Annotated in this window: 15 protein-coding genes; 7 read left to right on the top strand and 8 right to left on the bottom strand. The window is 66.4% G+C overall.

The annotated features are described in order from the left end of the window. Positions 1-134: 134 nt before the first annotated feature. On the bottom strand, positions 135-389 hold the full coding sequence (locus tag U9980_RS08490; protein ID WP_322767427.1) for a hypothetical protein: 255 nt from the start codon (positions 387-389) through the stop codon (positions 135-137). Positions 390-660: 271 nt separating this feature from the next. Beyond that, positions 661-1,119, bottom strand: a complete 459-nt coding sequence (locus U9980_RS08485) for a peroxiredoxin (RefSeq protein ID WP_322751055.1) — start codon at positions 1,117-1,119, stop codon at positions 661-663. Between the two features lie 344 nt (positions 1,120-1,463). Between U9980_RS08485 and U9980_RS08480 the strand changes: the two genes are divergently transcribed. Further along, the gene (locus tag U9980_RS08480) at positions 1,464-2,093 is read left to right on the top strand and encodes a DUF4234 domain-containing protein (RefSeq protein WP_322767426.1); all 630 of its coding nucleotides are present in this window, start codon (positions 1,464-1,466) and stop codon (positions 2,091-2,093) included. 94 nt (positions 2,094-2,187) lie between these two features. Here U9980_RS08480 and U9980_RS08475 read toward each other — a convergent pair whose 3' ends face one another. Both U9980_RS08475 and U9980_RS08470 read right to left on the bottom strand, forming a co-directional pair. Continuing rightward, on the bottom strand, positions 2,188-2,625 hold the full coding sequence (locus tag U9980_RS08475; protein ID WP_322751057.1) for a DUF3052 domain-containing protein: 438 nt from the start codon (positions 2,623-2,625) through the stop codon (positions 2,188-2,190). A gap of 186 nt (positions 2,626-2,811) precedes the next feature. Beyond that, positions 2,812-3,216 carry a YjbQ family protein gene (locus U9980_RS08470; RefSeq protein WP_322751058.1) on the bottom strand — a complete coding sequence of 135 codons (405 nt, stop codon included), beginning with the start codon at positions 3,214-3,216 and terminating at the stop codon, positions 2,812-2,814. A gap of 291 nt (positions 3,217-3,507) precedes the next feature. Here U9980_RS08470 and aceE point away from each other — a divergent pair, with 291 nt between their 5' ends. Beyond that, positions 3,508-6,261, top strand: a complete 2,754-nt coding sequence (gene aceE / locus U9980_RS08465; RefSeq protein WP_322767425.1) for a pyruvate dehydrogenase (acetyl-transferring), homodimeric type — start codon at positions 3,508-3,510, stop codon at positions 6,259-6,261. Positions 6,262-6,371: 110 nt separating this feature from the next. Here aceE and U9980_RS08460 read toward each other — a convergent pair whose 3' ends face one another. After that, entirely contained in the window at positions 6,372-7,151 is a 780-nt protein-coding gene (locus U9980_RS08460) for a pirin family protein (RefSeq protein WP_416210198.1), read from the bottom strand. A 524-nt stretch (positions 7,152-7,675) separates the two neighbouring features. Here U9980_RS08460 and U9980_RS08455 point away from each other — a divergent pair. Further along, positions 7,676-8,566 carry a hypothetical protein gene (locus U9980_RS08455; protein ID WP_322750359.1) on the top strand — a complete coding sequence of 297 codons (891 nt, stop codon included), beginning with the start codon at positions 7,676-7,678 and terminating at the stop codon, positions 8,564-8,566. Here U9980_RS08455 and U9980_RS08450 read toward each other — a convergent pair. After that, positions 8,563-9,147 (bottom strand): phosphatase PAP2 family protein, encoded by a 585-nt coding sequence (locus U9980_RS08450; protein WP_322767423.1) that lies wholly within the window; start codon positions 9,145-9,147, stop codon positions 8,563-8,565. The two genes, U9980_RS08455 and U9980_RS08450, sit on opposite strands and share 4 nt — an antisense overlap. 124 nt (positions 9,148-9,271) lie before the next feature. Next, the gene (locus tag U9980_RS08445; RefSeq protein ID WP_322767428.1) at positions 9,272-9,622 is read right to left on the bottom strand and encodes a DUF5999 family protein; all 351 of its coding nucleotides are present in this window, start codon (positions 9,620-9,622) and stop codon (positions 9,272-9,274) included. A gap of 477 nt (positions 9,623-10,099) precedes the next feature. Here U9980_RS08445 and U9980_RS08440 point away from each other — a divergent pair, with 477 nt between their 5' ends. From U9980_RS08440 to U9980_RS08425, 4 genes are all read left to right on the top strand, one after another. Then, positions 10,100-11,683 carry a hypothetical protein gene (locus tag U9980_RS08440; protein ID WP_322767422.1) on the top strand — a complete coding sequence of 528 codons (1,584 nt, stop codon included), beginning with the start codon at positions 10,100-10,102 and terminating at the stop codon, positions 11,681-11,683. Next, complete coding sequence (locus U9980_RS08435; RefSeq protein WP_322750350.1) at positions 11,680-11,955, top strand: type II toxin-antitoxin system RelE family toxin; 276 nt, start codon at positions 11,680-11,682, stop codon at positions 11,953-11,955. The genes U9980_RS08440 and U9980_RS08435 overlap by 4 nt, the downstream gene beginning before the upstream one ends. Positions 11,956-12,167: 212 nt before the next feature. Beyond that, positions 12,168-14,336 carry an ATP-binding cassette domain-containing protein gene (locus U9980_RS08430; RefSeq protein WP_322767421.1) on the top strand — a complete coding sequence of 723 codons (2,169 nt, stop codon included), beginning with the start codon at positions 12,168-12,170 and terminating at the stop codon, positions 14,334-14,336. Next, on the top strand, positions 14,333-15,970 hold the full coding sequence (locus U9980_RS08425) for an aminotransferase class V-fold PLP-dependent enzyme (protein WP_322767420.1): 1,638 nt from the start codon (positions 14,333-14,335) through the stop codon (positions 15,968-15,970). The genes U9980_RS08430 and U9980_RS08425 overlap by 4 nt, the downstream gene beginning before the upstream one ends. A gap of 111 nt (positions 15,971-16,081) precedes the next feature. Here U9980_RS08425 and U9980_RS08420 read toward each other — a convergent pair whose 3' ends face one another. Next, the gene (locus tag U9980_RS08420; RefSeq protein WP_322767419.1) at positions 16,082-16,663 is read right to left on the bottom strand and encodes a TerD family protein; all 582 of its coding nucleotides are present in this window, start codon (positions 16,661-16,663) and stop codon (positions 16,082-16,084) included. Between the last annotated feature and the right edge of the window lie 243 nt (positions 16,664-16,906).

Below are 16,906 nucleotides of genomic sequence, written 5' to 3'. Positions count from 1 at the left end.
GTACGCAACATCGCGCCGTTGTGGGGAACCGGCGTGGGGAACCGGCGTGGGACCGGACTCCGCGCCGGCATGTGTTCCCCGCGACGTCCGACGGCGACGTCCGCCCAGTCAGGTAGACGAGCCGGTGTCGGCGCTCAGGTCACGGCCCGGCCCAGTACCCGTGCGAGGGCGGCCTCAACCTCGTCGCTGAGGCTGGGGGATGCGGCTACGGGCTGCCCAGGTCCGCTCCCCCGCGACACCCGCGGATCGGGAACCGAAAGATCCTCGGCGGCCGAGGCCGGCGAGACCTCCCGGCCGCAGTCCCGGCACGAGACGGCACCCAGGGCCTTGGCCAGATGCGTGGAGCCGCAGCCAGCGCACCGGTCAAGAATGTCCGACCATCCTGTCACCAGCTGGCACGGCGGACAGAACAGAACCTGTTCACCTTCGACTACCGCCCGTCGCCACGGACTGGATCCGCGCGCGGGATCGGTCTGGCGGATGTGACAACGAAAACACGGCATCGTGCAAGCACTAACTCCCTCACGTTCCCCCGAAGCCTCCGGGTGCGCGAAAAACCACAATCGCACACCCTTTGGCCAACCAGCTCCCTCAAGGCCTCCGGGTGCGCGAAAAACTACAATCGCACACCCTTTGGCCAACCAGCCCCCTCGAAGCGGATTACAGGGCCGCGAGCGCCTTGAGATATTCACCATGGTCGCGTGCTTCACCTGGTCCGTTGACAACAGTCCAGCGCACAGTGCCGTCCTTGTCGATGACGAAGGTCGCGCGCACGGCGAACCCCTTGCTCTCTTCCAGCACGCCATAGCTGCGTGCCACCTCACCGTGCGGCCAGAAGTCGGCGAGGAGCGGAAAGTCATAGCCCTCGCGATCGGCCCACACCTTGTGGGCGTAGGGCGAGTCGACCGAGACCGCGAGCACCTGCACGTCGTCGTTCTGGAACGCGGAGAGGTCGTCACGGACCGCACAGAGCTCGCCCTGGCAGATCCCGGTGAAGGTGAGCGGATAGAACAGGAGCACGACGTTGCGACGCCCGCGGAACTCCGAGAGCGTGACCTCCTCGTTGTTCTGATCACGCAGAGTGAAGTCTGGGGCGGCGGTGCCCACCTCTACGGCCACTGGTCAATCCTCTCGACGGAAGGCGGTGTCACGTTGCAGGCGACGTCACGTTGGGAAAGGGCGGTCGGCCACCCGCACCCAGCATGCCACCTGATCAACGTTGGCATCCCTACGGCAGGCCGGACGGCTGCGCCGGCACTGCAATCGTGCGGAACCGATGTGTCCGGAGTCTCGTTTCCTGATGTCGCGGCCAGTAACATTTGCCTCGTTGCATCGCTCCGGGTAAAAATCCGCTACCTCGGTCCCGGTCGGCATGCCGGCTATCAGACCGGATGCGGACATCGGGCCGGATGCGGACATGGACATGGACGCGGACCAGGCCCCGCCGGACGGAACCGTGCGCAATGACCGATCTTGACCCACCGGGGCAATACTGTTGTCAGCTGTGGCCGGGCGACCGGCGGCACTCCGAACAGGGGAACGCAGTGACCGGGCAGACCTTCGGTCCGTACGGCCAGTCCGATCGGGGCCGGCAGTCATCCGGGCTTCAACGCGTGAACGGGTACGGCCCGCCCCGATCCGGCCGCGCATACCCGACCTCGGCGACAGCCGTCCCCAGCGGCTACCCGCAGCCGACGGCTACCGGCATCCACGGCAAGCGCCGCAACCCCTGCGCCAGCTGGCTCGGCCTACCTTTGATCACTCTTGGTATATACACCATCGTCTGGATCTACAAGACCAACAAGGAACTCAGCGAGTATGACCGACGAATCGTGGTCGATCCGACCCTCTCAGTATTCGCGGTGACCCTGGGTGTCCTCCTTCTCGCTCCGCCGCTCGTCGCCGTGTGGCGGTTGTGTGCACGCACACGCCAGGCACAACAATCAGCCGGCCTGCCTCCGTTGCGAACCGGGGTCGCGTTCACGATCTTTCTTCTCGGTTTCGGGCCGCTGAATCTCCAGAGTGAGATCAACCGCATCTGGGACCGGTACCCGACCGCGGTCGAAGGGCAGCAGGTCCCCTTGCCCGCCTGACCCGACCCACCGCGCTGCGCGCTGCCCCGGTCAAAAACCCCCTCCGGCCCTGGCCGCCACCGGACCCAGCTGGCGGCCAGGGACCCAGGAAGCCCTACCGGTGCCGGACCCGCTGGGACTTCGGTGCGGCCAGCCGCATTCCGGCCCATTCCGCGGCGACGCTCACAGTGCTTGTCTGCACCAGGCCGACTGTCGGCACCGCCTCCAGGACGTCGCTGGGCTCGACATGCCCAGGCCTGCCGGCCTTCGGTGTCAGAAGCCAGATCACCCCAGCCTCGGACAGCTGGCGGCGCGCGTCGATGAGTGCCTCCACAAGGTCGCCGTCGTCGTCCCGCCACCACAGCAGTACGACGTCGACCACATCGTCAGAATCCTCCGGGACGAGTTCCGTTCCGCTGGCAGAGGTGACAGCACCTAGAAGATCACGGGCGATGTCATCGTCTTCGTTGAGCGACTGAACCAGTACCCCTGGCGTGATACCCAGACGTTCCGCACGCCGCTGACCCTCGGCGTTCGCCGCGGTCGGACTCACCCTCAACAACCTCCTGCTCGTGTCAGCCGCACACGGACACGCTGTCCGCATGCAACGGCCGGGCAGCACGGCGGTCTCTCGATCCACCTACTGCCCGCATCGCCGTGGACCTAGTCCACCGGAGCACCCCCGGGCAGCGCAAGTGCCACGCCGGTAGTTGTGGACAAAGGTGTCGCTCTCGCCGTCTCATCCGGACAGGAACGAGAGCCGAACCGTGCGCTCGGGATTGTCCACGTTGAGATCAACCAATGCGATCGACTGCCATGTACCGAGTAGCAGGCCGCCATCGAGGACCGGAACGGTCAACGACGGTGCGATCAGCGCAGGCAGGACGTGTGACCTTCCGTGACCTTTTGAGCCATGGGCATGCTGCCATGCGCGATCGGTGGGCAACAGGTCTGCGAGCGCGGCGAGAAGATCCGCGTCGCTGCCCGAACCGAGCTCAAGGACGGCGAGGCCGGCGGTCGCATGTGGGACGAACACGGACAGCAACCCATCCCCGCGACCGGTGACGAAGCGCCGCGCGGCAGCGGTGAGATCCCAAACACATTCCCCGTCGCCGGTGTGCACCGACACCGTCGTCGTCTCCATGGACCGCCCTTCGTGGTCACCTGCCGCCCACCGTCCGCACCTTCCATTGTCTCCAACCGTTCCACAAAGCCAGCACAGCGGCGACACGACCCCGCCAGATCGGCGGCGGCGATGTGGCGGAGGCGGTTCTGCCCGGCTGATGCCGCTTCCGGCCCCGGCCGCCGACCCGCGCCCCTATCGCCAGGCGGCGAGGGTGGAGGGTGACGAGACCGCCCACACAGAGCACGATGGACGGGGAGCCACCCGCGACCAAGCATGCGAACAACGACCAAGCGACGGCAGGGAGAACGCGTGGCGAAGGACAGCGGCAGGAGGTTCTCGGTCATCACCGACGGGCTTCCCAGCCAGTTGCCGGACATCGACCCGTCCGAAACCAGCGAATGGCTGGATTCCCTGGATGCGGTGATCGACGAGCAGGGCCGGGGACGGGCACGATTCCTCATGCTCAAACTGCTGGAGCGGGCCCGAGAGAAGGCCGTCGGTGTGCCCGGGCTCACCAGCACTGACTACATCAACACCATTCCACCGGAGCAGGAACCGTGGTTCCCGGGCGACGAACACATCGAACGGCGCATACGCGCATATATTCGATGGAATGCGGCAATCATGGTGAGTCGGGCGAATCGTCCGGAATACGGCGTTGGCGGTCATATCGCCACGTATGCATCCAGTGCCGCACTCTACGAGGTCGGTTTCAACCACTTCTTCCGCGGCAAGGACAAGCTGACCGCGGGGCCCGGCGGCGACTCCGGTGACCAGATCTTCGTCCAGGGCCATGCCTCCCCGGGAATCTACGCCAGAGCCTTCCTCGAGGGCCGGCTGACCACCGGAGCTCTTGATGCGTTCCGCCGGGAGGGTGCGGCGGATGGACTTCCGTCATACCCGCACCCACGCCTGATGCCCGACTTCTGGGAGTTCCCGACCGTCTCGATGGGCCTCGGGCCGATCCATGCCATCTATCAGGCCCGGTTCAACCGATACCTGCTGAACCGGCGGATCAAGGACACGTCGCGCAGCCGGGTATGGGCCTTCCTGGGTGACGGCGAGATGGACGAGCCCGAGTCGATCGGCGCCCTCGGCATCGCCGCCCGGGAGGAACTCGACAACCTGATCTTCGTCGTGAACTGCAACCTGCAGCGTCTCGACGGCCCGGTACGCGGCAACGGCAAAATCATGCAGGAACTGGAGTCGCTGTTCCGCGGCGCCGGCTGGAACGTCATCAAGGTGGTCTGGGGCCGCGACTGGGACCCGCTGCTCGCCCAGGACACCGACGGAGTCCTGGTGCACCGGATGAACACGACGCCGGACGGCCAGTTCCAGACCTACACGACGTCGTCCGGAGCCTACATCCGGGAGCATTTCTTCGGCGCGGACGCGCGCCTGCGCCGCATGGTCAAGGACCTCTCCGACGACGATCTGCGCAAACTTTCCCGTGGTGGTCACGACTACCGCAAGCTCTACGCCGCCTACAAGGCCGCAACCGAGCATGCCGGCCAGCCCACGGTCATCCTCGCCCACACCATCAAGGGCTGGACGCTGGGCAAGGACTTCGAGGCCCGCAATGCCACGCACCAGATGAAAAAACTCAGCAAGGGTGAGCTGAAGGAGTTTCGCGACCGTCTCTACCTGGAGATTCCCGACGCCGAGCTGGAGGCGGACCTGCCGCCGTACTTCCATCCCGGCCTGGATTCGGACGAAATCCAGTACATGCGGGAACGGCGGGCCACACTGGACGGCTCGCTGCCCAAGCGGGTCGTACGGACGCGGCCCCTTCCGCAGCCGCCAAAATCAATCTTCGACGACCTGCGGCGCGGCTCGGGTAAACAACCGGTGGCGACGACCATGGCCTTCGTCCGCCTTCTCAAAGATCTGATGAAGACGAAGGAAATAGGCGCCCGATTCGTTCCGGTAATTCCGGACGAAGCCCGCACCTTCGGCATGGACGCCATGTTCCCGACCGCGAAGATATACTCGCCGCACGGGCAGCGTTACGAGGCCGTCGACCGCGACCTGCTGCTCTCCTACCAGGAGTCCGAATCCGGCCAGATGCTCCACGAGGGCATCAACGAAGCCGGCTCGATGGGCTCGGTCATCGCCGCGGGCACCGCGTATGCCACGCACGGGGTCCATATGATCCCGGTGTACGTCTTCTACTCGATGTTCGGATTCCAGCGGACCGGCGACCAGATGTGGGCGTTCGGAGACCAGCTCGGCCGCGGTTTCCTGCTCGGTGCCACCGCCGGGCGAACCACGCTCAACGGTGAGGGGCTCCAGCACCAGGACGGCCATTCGCTGCTGCTCGCGTCGACGAACCCGGCCTGCGTGGCCTACGACCCGGCGTTCGCCTTCGAGATATCCCACATCGTCCGCGACGGCCTCGACCGGATGTACGGCGAGCGCGACGAAAACGTCTTCTATTACATGACCGTCTACAACGAGCCTTTCCCGCAGCCGGCCGAACCGGCCGGGATAGACCCGGCACAGATTCTCGCCGGGATGTACCTGTTCCGACCGTTCACCCAAACGGGGTTGGCCGCCCGAACGCCGGTAGACCTCGGGTCGGGAACCGTGCCCAACCGCGCGCAGCTGCTGGCGAGCGGTACCGGGATGCGGTGGGCGTTGGACGCGCAGGAGCTTCTCGCGAACGACTTCGGCGTGGAAACGGACGTGTGGTCGGTGACCTCCTGGAACGAACTGCGCCGGGAGGCTCTCGCCTGCGAGGAGCACAACCTGCTGAATCCGGATTCGGTGGAGCGCCAGCCGTATGTGACCCGCATCCTGGAAGGGGCACCTGGACCGGTCATCACCGTAAGCGACTGGATGCGCGCGGTGCCCGACCAGATCTCACGGTGGATTCCCCAGGACTACACCTCGCTGGGCACCGACGGATACGGCCGCTCCGACACCCGGGCGGCGCTGCGGCGCCACTTCCACGTCGACGCCCAGTCGATCACGGTGGCGACCCTGGAGGCGCTGGCCCGCCATGGCGCGGTCAAGGCGGCCGTCGTCGAGGATGCAATCCGTCGTTACGGGCTGCGCGAGTAGGACCCCTGCGGGCCCAGGGCCGGGCGCATGCCCGCCTGAGGTGACTGCCGGCATCCCGCGGTAGCGGGATGCCGGCAGCAGGCGCTGTCGCGGCCTCACCCTGTGGTGGCTCACCGGCCAAGAGATGCGTGCATCTCCCAGACCAGAATTTCCGCCGGCCCGGCCGGGGCACTGACCGCGAGCCCGTCGCAGTCTCGGATCCGGGCTGCGTCACCAGCCGCGAGATCGCCGACGGTCTCCACCGTGACCGTGCCGCGCGCGACGAACAGGTGCACCCAGGGCGCGGACGGCAGCTGCACGCGGCCGGACCCGGGCAGTCGCGCACCGTGCAGGACTGCATTGTTCTGCCGAATGTCGACCGCCGCCTGCGAGCCGGCTCCGCCCGCGATCGCCACCAGACTGCCGGTCGCCAGCGTGTCCGTCACATCGATCTGGGCATAACCGGGGGTGATACCCGACGTGTCCGGAATAATCCACATCTGAATAAAATGAACCGTACCGGGATCCCCTGGAAAGCATTCGTGCACCCCGGAGCACGGTGCCGCGTTCATCTCCGCATGCAGGATCCCGGTGCCCGCGCTCATCCGCTGAACAACCCCGGGCCGGATCACACCGCTGATTCCAGTGGAATCGGTGTGCACAAGCTCACCCGCGAGGACCCAGGTCACGATCTCCATGTCCCGGTGCGGGTGGGCGTCAAAGCCGCCACCAGGAGCGACACGGTCGTCGTTGCTGACCAGCAGAAGGCCGAAATGGGTATTGGCGGGATCATAGTGGCGACCGAACGCGAACGAGTGGCGCGAGTCCAGCCACGGGTTTCGGGTCACGGCCCGGCCCTCCGAGCGCCTCACGGCAATCGCCGTTCCTCGCGACGTCGAGATATCAGTCACAGTCCCGCCCTTCCCTTTCCTGCTACCCACGCGCCCCTGTCCGCTACCATCGGTGCGGCTACGATCAGCGGGCGAGTTGTCGTAGAGTGCGTACGATGCACATCCGGCCAGCCCCACATCCGGCCAGACCATCGTCCAACGTAATCGCCCTCACCTCGGAGCCGGGACGGTCCCGAGCAGTAGGTTCCAAAGGCCTCTGACGACGCGAGAAGTATGCCCATGAGGTCACTTCACGCTCGGACGAGCCCCCATTGATCGCACCGTCGTCGGCCCTCACAACCCCAGGGGGCCACGGGCCCGACGAAAGAGCTATGATCTCGTTACCTTTGCCCCTACCAACCCCCTCGGGGCCTTTGGCCAGGTGGCCCCGACGCAACGCGAGTGCCTCGCGAGGAGGCGATGTGACGGCTGCCGACAGCACGGCGGAACAGATGTCATCGGCCGCCAGCTACATGATTGCCACTTGGCGTTACCGCATGAATGCGAGGCCGTGAGATGGCCCGCATCGTACTCGGGAAACAGCCATGATTCTGCGGTCGCGGCGGATCGACCGACTGGAGGACCACCCGAACCTGCGTGGTATTCTCGCGATCCTCACCCAGCTGGTACACGCCAGCGACACGGAACTCGGCCAACTCGCGTCAGTCTGGCGCAACACGCCACAACTCGCGGCCGCGCGCGACAAGGCGTTGTCGCCGGATGCCCCGCTGGTTGTCGAGGTTCTCGCCGCCTTCGACGCGCTCTCGGCGATCTATGCCGACGACCTCGCGGGCATCGACGACTATGTGACGGTTGATCCCGGCATCACCGCGACCGCGCTCAAAGCGGTCCGCGACGCGATCGCCGCCGCCTACGCCAAACCGATTCTCACCCGGTCGGAGTACTCGGCCTTGATGCGATCGTGGCGGGTGGTCTATCCCCGCGGCCGGGGACACGAGCCGGACCTCGGTCCCTTCGGCTCCGAGGTCAAACGGGTCCTCGCGGCTCTGCCGGTACTGGCACGCCGCTGCCACGACGCCGACAGCCTGCGGGTCTACGACGGTCTGCTCGTCACCGCGCTCACCCGCGATGAGATCGAGCATCGGGACGCCATGGAAGCAGCGTTCAACAGCGCGGTGCGTACCGGCCGCCGGCGCGTCTGGACCCTGGTTCGGCGTAGCGCAGCCGAGGGGTTCTGGCGCCTGTGTCCGTCCTGCCGCAAAATGATCAATCTTGAGGATGCCGATGCGGACCAGCGTGTCATGGAACTGTGCGCGGACCTCGCCTGCGCGCTGCTCGTCCAGGACATCCTCGACCCCGATACAGCGGCCAACCTGACGGCGCCGCTGCACACGCTTGTCCCGCTCCAGAACCGCCACGGCGGCGAGCGGCGGCAGACCGGCCGAGGTCTTCCTCCTGGTAGATCACCAGACTAGCCGCGTTCGTGGTAAACCTCAGCTGGCCGTAGCGCCGGCACCCGCGTCGACGCCGGGCGTGCCCGCACCGGACGGTAGGGCCGCCTGGGCATGATCTTGCTGGTCACGAGGGCGGCGGATACCCCGATGGCGACACCCGCCAGCACGTCACTCGGGTAGTGGACACCGACATAGACCCGCGAGAACGCCACGCCTGTGGCGATGATCCCGACCGGGATCGCCGCGACGGGTGCGTCCATCGCGACCGCGGTCGCGAAGGCGGCCGCAGATGCGGCATGCCCGGAGGGAAACGAGAAAGTCGTCAGGTCCCGGCGGAGTCGGCGGCGCAGCGGTATGCCGTGACGATCAGGCCGGTCCCGGCGGAACACCATCTTGGCCGGCCCGTTCGCGGTCGCGCTGGCAAGCCCCAGGGCCACCATGCCCCGCACTGCCCCGCGCCTGCGCCGTCCCCTGCTGACGCCGAGAGCCACCGCTGTCCCCCACCACAGCAGACCGTGGTCGCCCGCCCGGGACAGGCCCTGCAGAATCGGGTCGAGGAGCGGACGCGTACCGGCAAGACGGACGAAGACGGCCCGGTCCACGGCGGAAACGGCGGAAACCAGCAGCCGTGCCCCATCAACGATCAGTGCTCGTCGGATGGCGAGACTCCGCGGATGGCAGATCGCGTCACGCGGTCACGCCAGGTCGGCGCGCCAGGTCGGCACGTCAGGTGGTCCGGCCACGCGGCGTCGGCAGGGCCGTCTGGTGGCGCGTCACGACCGCCGCGGCCGCGGTACTCACCAGGCTCGGAAGCCCCCGCCGCGGTTCGATGATCCTCCCCGTCGGCAAAATCTCACCAGTGTCGTCAAACAAGATCACACCGTTGCACAGCAGGCTCCATCCCTGGTCGCAGTGCCGGATCGTCACCCGCGCCGCATCCCGGTCGGGACCGGCGGCGGGCGGGCAGGGCGGGGAGTGAGGACAGCCCGCCAGGCCGGGTAGCGAAGACGCGGTGGGTACCTGTGAACTCGCCGACGTCCTTGTCGATGGATCTCCAGAAACCGTTGTTGCTCGCACAGTCACAGAAGATTACGCCCCCAGGTAACGGACGTCACATCGACCTACCTTCCTTCGCAGTAGACATGGTTCCCATCTAGGGCCTATGCGATGGATCTTCGATCGCGCGGATCAATGCCCACCGGAAGGGCCCTGGACACAGTTCGCATGTGGACGCGGTTGCGGTCCGGGCACGGTTTAGAGCGCCGCAGCCACGGCTCGACGCGCTTCGTAGCCGACCGCTTCTTGGTTGCGACCACTACTACCGTCGACCAACACGGTGGAACCACCCGGTGACAGACACCGAATATATTGATCCCACCCGATGACGGGAAAGCACCTTCGATACCTTTTCCTGGACTCATTGCAGCCCGGTACCCGGCCCGTTGCCCGCCGGCCTCACGAGAGACCCGGCCGGGTCCGTACAGAGCGGTTCATGTCGATGAAGATGCTGAGGTACCGACCGTCAACCCCATCGCTGCCGACCGACCCATACAGATGGCGATGAACCGGCTACGGTCGACGAGCCTGATACGCCCGGCCCGCCTGCGTCGGCACCGGCTGATAATCGTTCTGATTGTCCTGGCCAGCGCATTGCGGGTGCTGGCGATGGCCGCCTACCGCCCTGCATTCGAGTTCGCCGGCGACTCCTACGCCTACCTCCAGCTGGCCCGGTACCTCAGCCCGGACACGGTGCGGCCCGCGGGCTATCCGGTGGCGCTGCACGCATTGTCCGTTACCGGCGAGCTGTGGGTGGTGCCCGCCGTCCAACACGCTCTTGGTCTGGGGCTCGGGCTTGCCGTCTATGCACTTCTGACGCACCGCGGCGTCGCGCCCACGATCGCGGCGCTGGCGGCAGCACCGGTTCTCCTCGACGCCTATCAGGTGAACATCGAGCATTTCGTCATGGCGGAAACGCTGTTCGACGCGCTGCTTGTCGCCGGGCTCGTCGCCCTGTTGTGGGATCGGGAACCGCCGCTGTGGGCCTGCGGGCTCGCCGGCGGCGCGCTGGCGCTCGCCGCGCTCGTCCGCACGGTGGGTGTCGTCCTCGGGATCCTGGCGCTGGCCTACCTCATAGCCCGACGGTTCGGGTGGTCGCGGTCCGTCGCGTTCGCCGGGACCCTGGCCGCACCGCTGCTCGGGTATGCGTTCTGGTTCCATTCGGTGCACGGCTCCTATGCCCTGAGCGGCGGTGACGCCTACTGGCTCTACGGCCGGGTCGCGCCGATTGCCGACTGCGCACGTCTCGACCTCACTCCGGCGGCACGGCAGCTGTGTTCTGCGCACCCGCCGAGCGAGCGACCCGGCCCGAACTACTACGTGTGGAACCGCAACAGCCCGCGCTTCACCGTCGCTCTCCCCGACGCCGCGAAAAAGGCCGCGATGACCGACTTCGCCCACCAGGTGATCGAACACCAACCGGCGGACTACACGCGGATGGTGACCGGCGAAGTGGCCCACTACTTCGCGCCCGGGCGGTGGGTGGGTCGGCGTGACTGGCCCGTCGGCACCTGGGGGTTCCCCGCCTACCCGGTGCCCTTGTACTGGAACATCAACGCGCCCCTCGCGACCTTCGACGGTGAGCTGGTCGCCCGTGCCGTGTCCCCGACGCCGGCCGCGGTTCTGCGGGTCTACCAGCGCCATGGCTACACCCCCGGGCCGGCGTTGGGCGCGATGGTGGCCCTCGGTGTCGCCGCGGTGTTCCGCAAGGCGCCCCGACGTTCGTCGCGCGCAGAGCACGACGAACGGCGGCGGATCCGAGCCGACTGTGCACTGCTGGTGGCCGCGGGAACAGCCCTGCTCGTCGTCCCATCGGCAACCGTGTGCTTCGACTACCGGTACATGCTGCCCACGCTGGTGCTGTTCCCCCCGGCTGCGGCGTTCGGCTGGCAACAGATCACCCGGGTGCGCGCCGCCCGCCGCCAATCGGCCGAGGAGCCCGGAGCCGGAGAGGCGCCCAGCTGGCCACCGGAACTTCCGACAGCTGACAACAAAGACTTCTACGATCACGATGTGAACAACCGGATTTGCCCGATGCAGACCTTCCGACCCGGGGCGCCCACAGGCGGCGGAGCAGCATGAGCACCCGACATGAGGTAACCGTCTCAGCGTCGGCCGAGCGCGACCTGCAACGACTACCGGACAAAACGGCCGGCGAGATCCGCCGCTTCCTCAACGGCCCGCTGCGCAACGACCCGCGGAAGGCTGGAACTCCCCTATCCCAGGCGCGGTCCACCATGTGGGAGGCGACCGGCCCGGCTTGGCGGATCCTCTACCAGGTGGATGCCAATACCCTTACCATCCGCATCATGGTCGTTGCTCAGCGAAGCGAATCTGGCCGTCGCGCTTCATAGCCGACGACGATCGCGCCCGGCATTGGGCCTAGGGCGTGCCTGATGGATGTTGGCCGATGCAGGCGATGATCCAGAAAATAGCCCGCAAGTAAGTCATATTCTGTCCTATTTAGGAGATGAGGTAGATATATTAAATTTCATAGCTTATGTTCTTCTTGTGAGGTTATCATGCAATAAGATCAACCGAGGGTTCCTAGCGAGGTGAGCGCCAGATGGACGCAACCGATCTTCAGCTATCGACCGGCGAAGGCAGCCCCAGCCTGCCGCCCGATGGCACCGACGATGCCTGGCGTGAGCTGGGCACACGATTAAGATCGCTCCGCGAAGTACGAATACTTCGCGGACTGTCCCAGGCGGCGCTGCGCGATCTGGCCGATGCGATGCGCCCGCTCGATCTCCCCGCCGACGCGACGGTGTGCCGCGCGGGTGACCCCGTCCGCCACCTGTTCATTCTCGTCTCCGGCCGCTGGGACGTCCCCGGCAATGTGATCGGCCTCGCGGCACCGCGACAGGATGACGCCGCCACCGGCGAACCGGGCAATGCCACACCCGATGAACCGCGCCGACACGGCTGCACCGCCTGCACGCTCACTGCCGCACGGGTGTGGACGGTGCCGCTCACCACGCTGGATCAGGTGACCGCGGCCAGCGTGACGAGTGGGGTCCGACGTCCCGGGCTCAGCGTTGACGTCGCCGGGGTTGGCCAACGGTTGGGCCGGCGACCCGGACGGCAGACGCTGCGAGACGTTACCTTCCGGGTCGCACCGGGTGAGCTGGTCGCCATCGTCGGTTCGAGCGGCGCCGGGAAGACCATGCTGCTGGAGACGATGGCGGGACTACGCGCACCGGTTGAAGGCGTGGTCCGATATGACGGCGTCGACCGGCACACGAATCCGGCGCTGTTCCGGTCGTCCCTGGGCTACGTACCGCAGGATGACATCATTCACCGAACGCTTTCGCTCGAGCGGACGCTCTGGCACGCCGCCCGATTGCGGCTGCCCGCGGACTCCTCACCGCGCCATCTCACGGACGCCGTACGACATGTCCTGGGCGAGCTCGGTCTTGCCCATCTGGCCAGCGCAGAGGTCCGCTCGCTGTCCGGCGGTGAGCGCAAGCGTGCCTGCGTCGCAGTCGAGCTGCTGACCAGACCCCGGGTGTTCTTTCTCGACGAGCCGACATCCGGGCTGGATCCGGCGACCGCAGCCGACCTGATGCGGCTGCTGCGACGGTTGGCAGACGGTGGTACCACGGTCGTGCTGGCCACCCACAACGTCTCCGACCTGCGTGTGTGCGATTCAGTCGTCTTCATGGCCCAGGACGGCAATCTGGCTTTTGCCGGGCCGGTAGACCGGGCGTGCCACTACTTCGGGACGGCCACGATCGAGGAGGTCTACGGCCGGCTTGCCTATGAGGACACTCCGCAAACCTGGGGCCGACGGTTTGCCCGCGACCAGGAACATGTGCCGAGTTCCCCGACGCCACACTCATTCTCGGCCGGTGGGACAGACAAACCTTCCAGTGGCTCGGCGGGACAACCGCCAGGTGCGGTTCGCCAGTGGCACCTACTGACCCGACGCAACGTCGAGATTCTCGCCCGGGACCGGCTCACGCTGGCCATCCTGCTCGGCTCGCCGGTGATGATCCTACTGATGTTCGTCGTGTTGTTCCGGCCGCATGCCTTCACCGCCGGGAACCCCGATCCCGGCGCCACGATGATGACGGCCTTCTGGGTGACTTTCGGCGGCTTCTTCTTCGGTGTCACCTACGGGCTGCCGCAGATCTGTGGGGAGTTGGCGATCCTGCGGCGAGAACGGCTCGTCGGCGTTCGGCTCGGTCCGTATGTGCTGTCGAAGCTCGCCGTCCTGCTACCCCTGCTGGTCGCCGTCGACACGATCACCATAGGCCTGCTGCGGGCGCTGGACCGGCTGCCCGCCCTCGGCGTGGCGCAGGCCGCAACCTTGCTGGTGACATTGCTGCTGGCATCGACCGCCGCGCTCTGTCTGGGCCTGCTGACCTCGGCGGCCGTGTTCAACCCGGCACAGGCCACCGTCGCCCTGCCGATGCTGTGTTTCCCGCAGGTGCTGTTCTCCGGTGCGATACTGCCGATCCCCGCGATGGCCCCGGCCGGTAAGGCGATCAGCTACGCCATGTCCAACCGGTGGGCATTCGAGGGGTTCGGACACAGCGTCGGGCTGGAACGCCTGTGGGCCCACGGCGGTTCACCGCTCGGCCCACCGCTGCTGGCGTCCTACGGCACGACATTCACCCACGCCGCCTGGCTGGACTGGGCGATTCTCAGCGGCTTCACGACCATGTTACTGGCGGCAACTTACCTCGTGCTGAACGCCCGCTTCAGCGTACGCCCGGTCCGGTCCGCATGACTACGGCACCGCTCGGCCCAGCCCAGGCCGGCCAGTCGGGCGCGGACATCGACCCGTCGCTGTCCGCCTTCCTCGCCGCCTACCCCCACTACGCCACCACTACCCGACTAGACGAACTGCGGGCCGTCGAGTACAGCCATCTTGATGCGGACGGCGGAATCTACCTGGACTACACCGGCGCAGGAGTATGCGCCGACGCGCAACTGCGCGCGCATGCCGCCCGCCTGCACAACCGCTGTTTCGGCAACCCCCATTCGGACAGCCCGGCGTCGAAGGCGACCACGGAACTGGTGGAGCAGACCCGGCGGGCCGTGCTGGAGTACTTCAACGCCTCGCCGGACGAATACGTTGCGATCTTCACGCCGAACGCAACCGGAGCATGCCGACTCGTAGCCGAATCATATCGGTTCGGCGCGCGGACCCGGTTCGTCCTGACCTACGATAACCACAATTCGGTCAACGGTATCCGGGAGTTCGCGAACATGCGGGGCGCGGTGACGCAGTACGTTCCGGTCACCGCACCCGATCTTCGGATCGACGACGCGTCGGTTCGGGCCGCACTGGCGCAGCCGAGGCCGGGGGTTACCGAAGCGGCCCTACGAATGGTGGTCAGCGGATCCGTTCCGTGGGCGGGCCACCCGCGCCGTCGGGCGGCACAACGCCGAATAGGCCGGTCCTGGGCCGAGGCAGGTGGCCAGGGTGCCCTTTGGCGGGACCCCGGCAGCCACTCGACGCACGACCGTGGGCTGTTCGCATTTCCCGCGCAGAGCAACTTCACCGGAGTCCAACATCCGTTACACTGGGTGGACACCGCCCACGAGTATGGCTACGATGTATTGCTCGATGTAGCCGCCTATGTTCCGACCAATCGGCTTGACCTGTCCGCGGTCCACCCCGATTTCATACCGGTGAGCTGGTACAAGGTCTTCGGCTTCCCGACCGGCGTGGGATGCCTCATCGCCCGGCGGGATGCGTTGGTGCGGTTACGCAGACCGTGGTTTTCCGGTGGGACGATTCAGGCTGTCAGCGTGCAGGGCGGCTGGCACACACTGACCGAGGACGAGAGCGCGTTTGAGGACGGCACCCTCAACTTTCTCGCCATCCCGGACATCGAGATCGGCCTGTCCTGGATCAGGAACATCGGAATCGACCTGATCCATACCAGGGTCGCCTGCCTCACCGGCTGGCTGCTCGACCGGCTTGTTGCACTATGTCATAGTAGTGGCGCGCCGATGGTACGGATATACGGGCCGACCGAATCCCGCGACCGGGGCGGAACAATCGCCTTCAACCTGCTGGATCCGAATGGCAACGTCGTGGACGAGCGTGCGGTGGCCCGAGACGCCTCGGCTGCCGGCATCTCGCTGCGCACCGGCTGTTTCTGCAATCCTGGGGTCGGAGAGGGCGCGTTCCACATCACCAAGGCAGCCGTCACCGGTTCTATCCGACACAGCGTCCGGTCCTTGGACGACTACCTGGACATGCTTAAGCTTCCCAGTGCCGGCTCGATCCGGGTGTCGCTCGGCCTGGCGTCGAACATCGAGGACGTCGACCGGTTGCTGCAACACCTCCAGACAACGTATCAGGACCGCTTTTCCGACCTATCCGGCCTCGAGCCTCGGCTACGCTGCTGATTTCCTCAGAGCCCGTTTTAGATCTTCTGCCCAGCCCGCCGGTTCGCGATCGAGCAAAAGATCCAAAATAGGCCTCCATGCCCTGCCACACACGAAGCGATGGCCGATACGTCAGGAGACGTTGACCCCGAAGTCGAGGGCGATCCCCCGCAGACCGGAGGCGTAGCCTTGGCCGACCGCGCGGAACTTCCACTCGTTGGAGTGCCGGTAGAGCTCCCCGAAGATCATTGCCGTCTCGGTCGACGCGTCCTCAGTGAGATCGTAACGGGCGATCTCCGTGCCAGCCGTCGAGTCGACCACCCGGATGAACGCCTCCCGGACCTGGCCGAATGTCTGCCGACGCGCCTCCGCATCGTAGATCGACACCGCGAAGACGACCTTGGATGCCTGTGGGGTGAGCGCGAACAGCTCGACGGTGATCTGCTCGTCATCTCCCCCACCGCCGCCGACGAGGTTGTCGCCCAGGTGCTTCACGGCTCCGTCAGGGCTCACCAGGTTGTTGAAGAAGACGAAGTACTGGTCGGACAGAACCTTGCCCCAGTCGTTGACGACGATCGCGCTCGCGTCTAGGTCGTAGTCCGCACCGGAGGTCTGGCGTACCTGCCAGCCGAGGCCGACGGTCACCGCCGTGAGGTTCGGAGCGACCTTGCTGAGCGACACATTGCCGCCCTTGGACAGCGACACCGATGCCATGCCTCAAGCCTAACGCCTCGCTCCCGCCTGCGGTGGCGCATGGGCCACGATCCGCGTCCGGGATCTTAAGAGCAACCGGCAACAGGGACGCGGCGTCGCGCGGCTGGGACGCACCCCAGCCCCGCTCCTTGATCCACGCCCCTACTGTCGGGCGCTCTAACGATGTGAATCTGATGCTCCTGCCACAACACCAGATTCACATCGTTCCCACAGAGCGTCCGGTAGCCCTCACCCGGTCGGGGC

The organism is Protofrankia sp. Cr1, assembly GCF_963555865.1.
GTDB lineage: Bacteria > Actinomycetota > Actinomycetes > Frankiales > Frankiaceae > Protofrankia.
The sequence above is the reverse complement of the archived record's forward strand: the minus strand, read 5'-3'. Positions and strand labels throughout refer to the sequence as shown.

Coding starts and splice junctions, on each gene's coding strand:
- U9980_RS08480 (WP_322767426.1), top strand. CDS start 1,464: ATGACCGATCTTGACCCACCGGGGCAATACTGTTGTCAGCTGTGGCCG.
- U9980_RS08470 (WP_322751058.1), bottom strand. CDS start 3,216: ATGGAGACGACGACGGTGTCGGTGCACACCGGCGACGGGGAATGTGTT.
- U9980_RS08455 (WP_322750359.1), top strand. CDS start 7,676: ATGATTCTGCGGTCGCGGCGGATCGACCGACTGGAGGACCACCCGAAC.
- U9980_RS08440 (WP_322767422.1), top strand. CDS start 10,100: ATGGCGATGAACCGGCTACGGTCGACGAGCCTGATACGCCCGGCCCGC.
- U9980_RS08435 (WP_322750350.1), top strand. CDS start 11,680: ATGAGCACCCGACATGAGGTAACCGTCTCAGCGTCGGCCGAGCGCGAC.
- U9980_RS08430 (WP_322767421.1), top strand. CDS start 12,168: ATGGACGCAACCGATCTTCAGCTATCGACCGGCGAAGGCAGCCCCAGC.
- U9980_RS08425 (WP_322767420.1), top strand. CDS start 14,333: ATGACTACGGCACCGCTCGGCCCAGCCCAGGCCGGCCAGTCGGGCGCG.
- U9980_RS08420 (WP_322767419.1), bottom strand. CDS start 16,663: ATGGCATCGGTGTCGCTGTCCAAGGGCGGCAATGTGTCGCTCAGCAAG.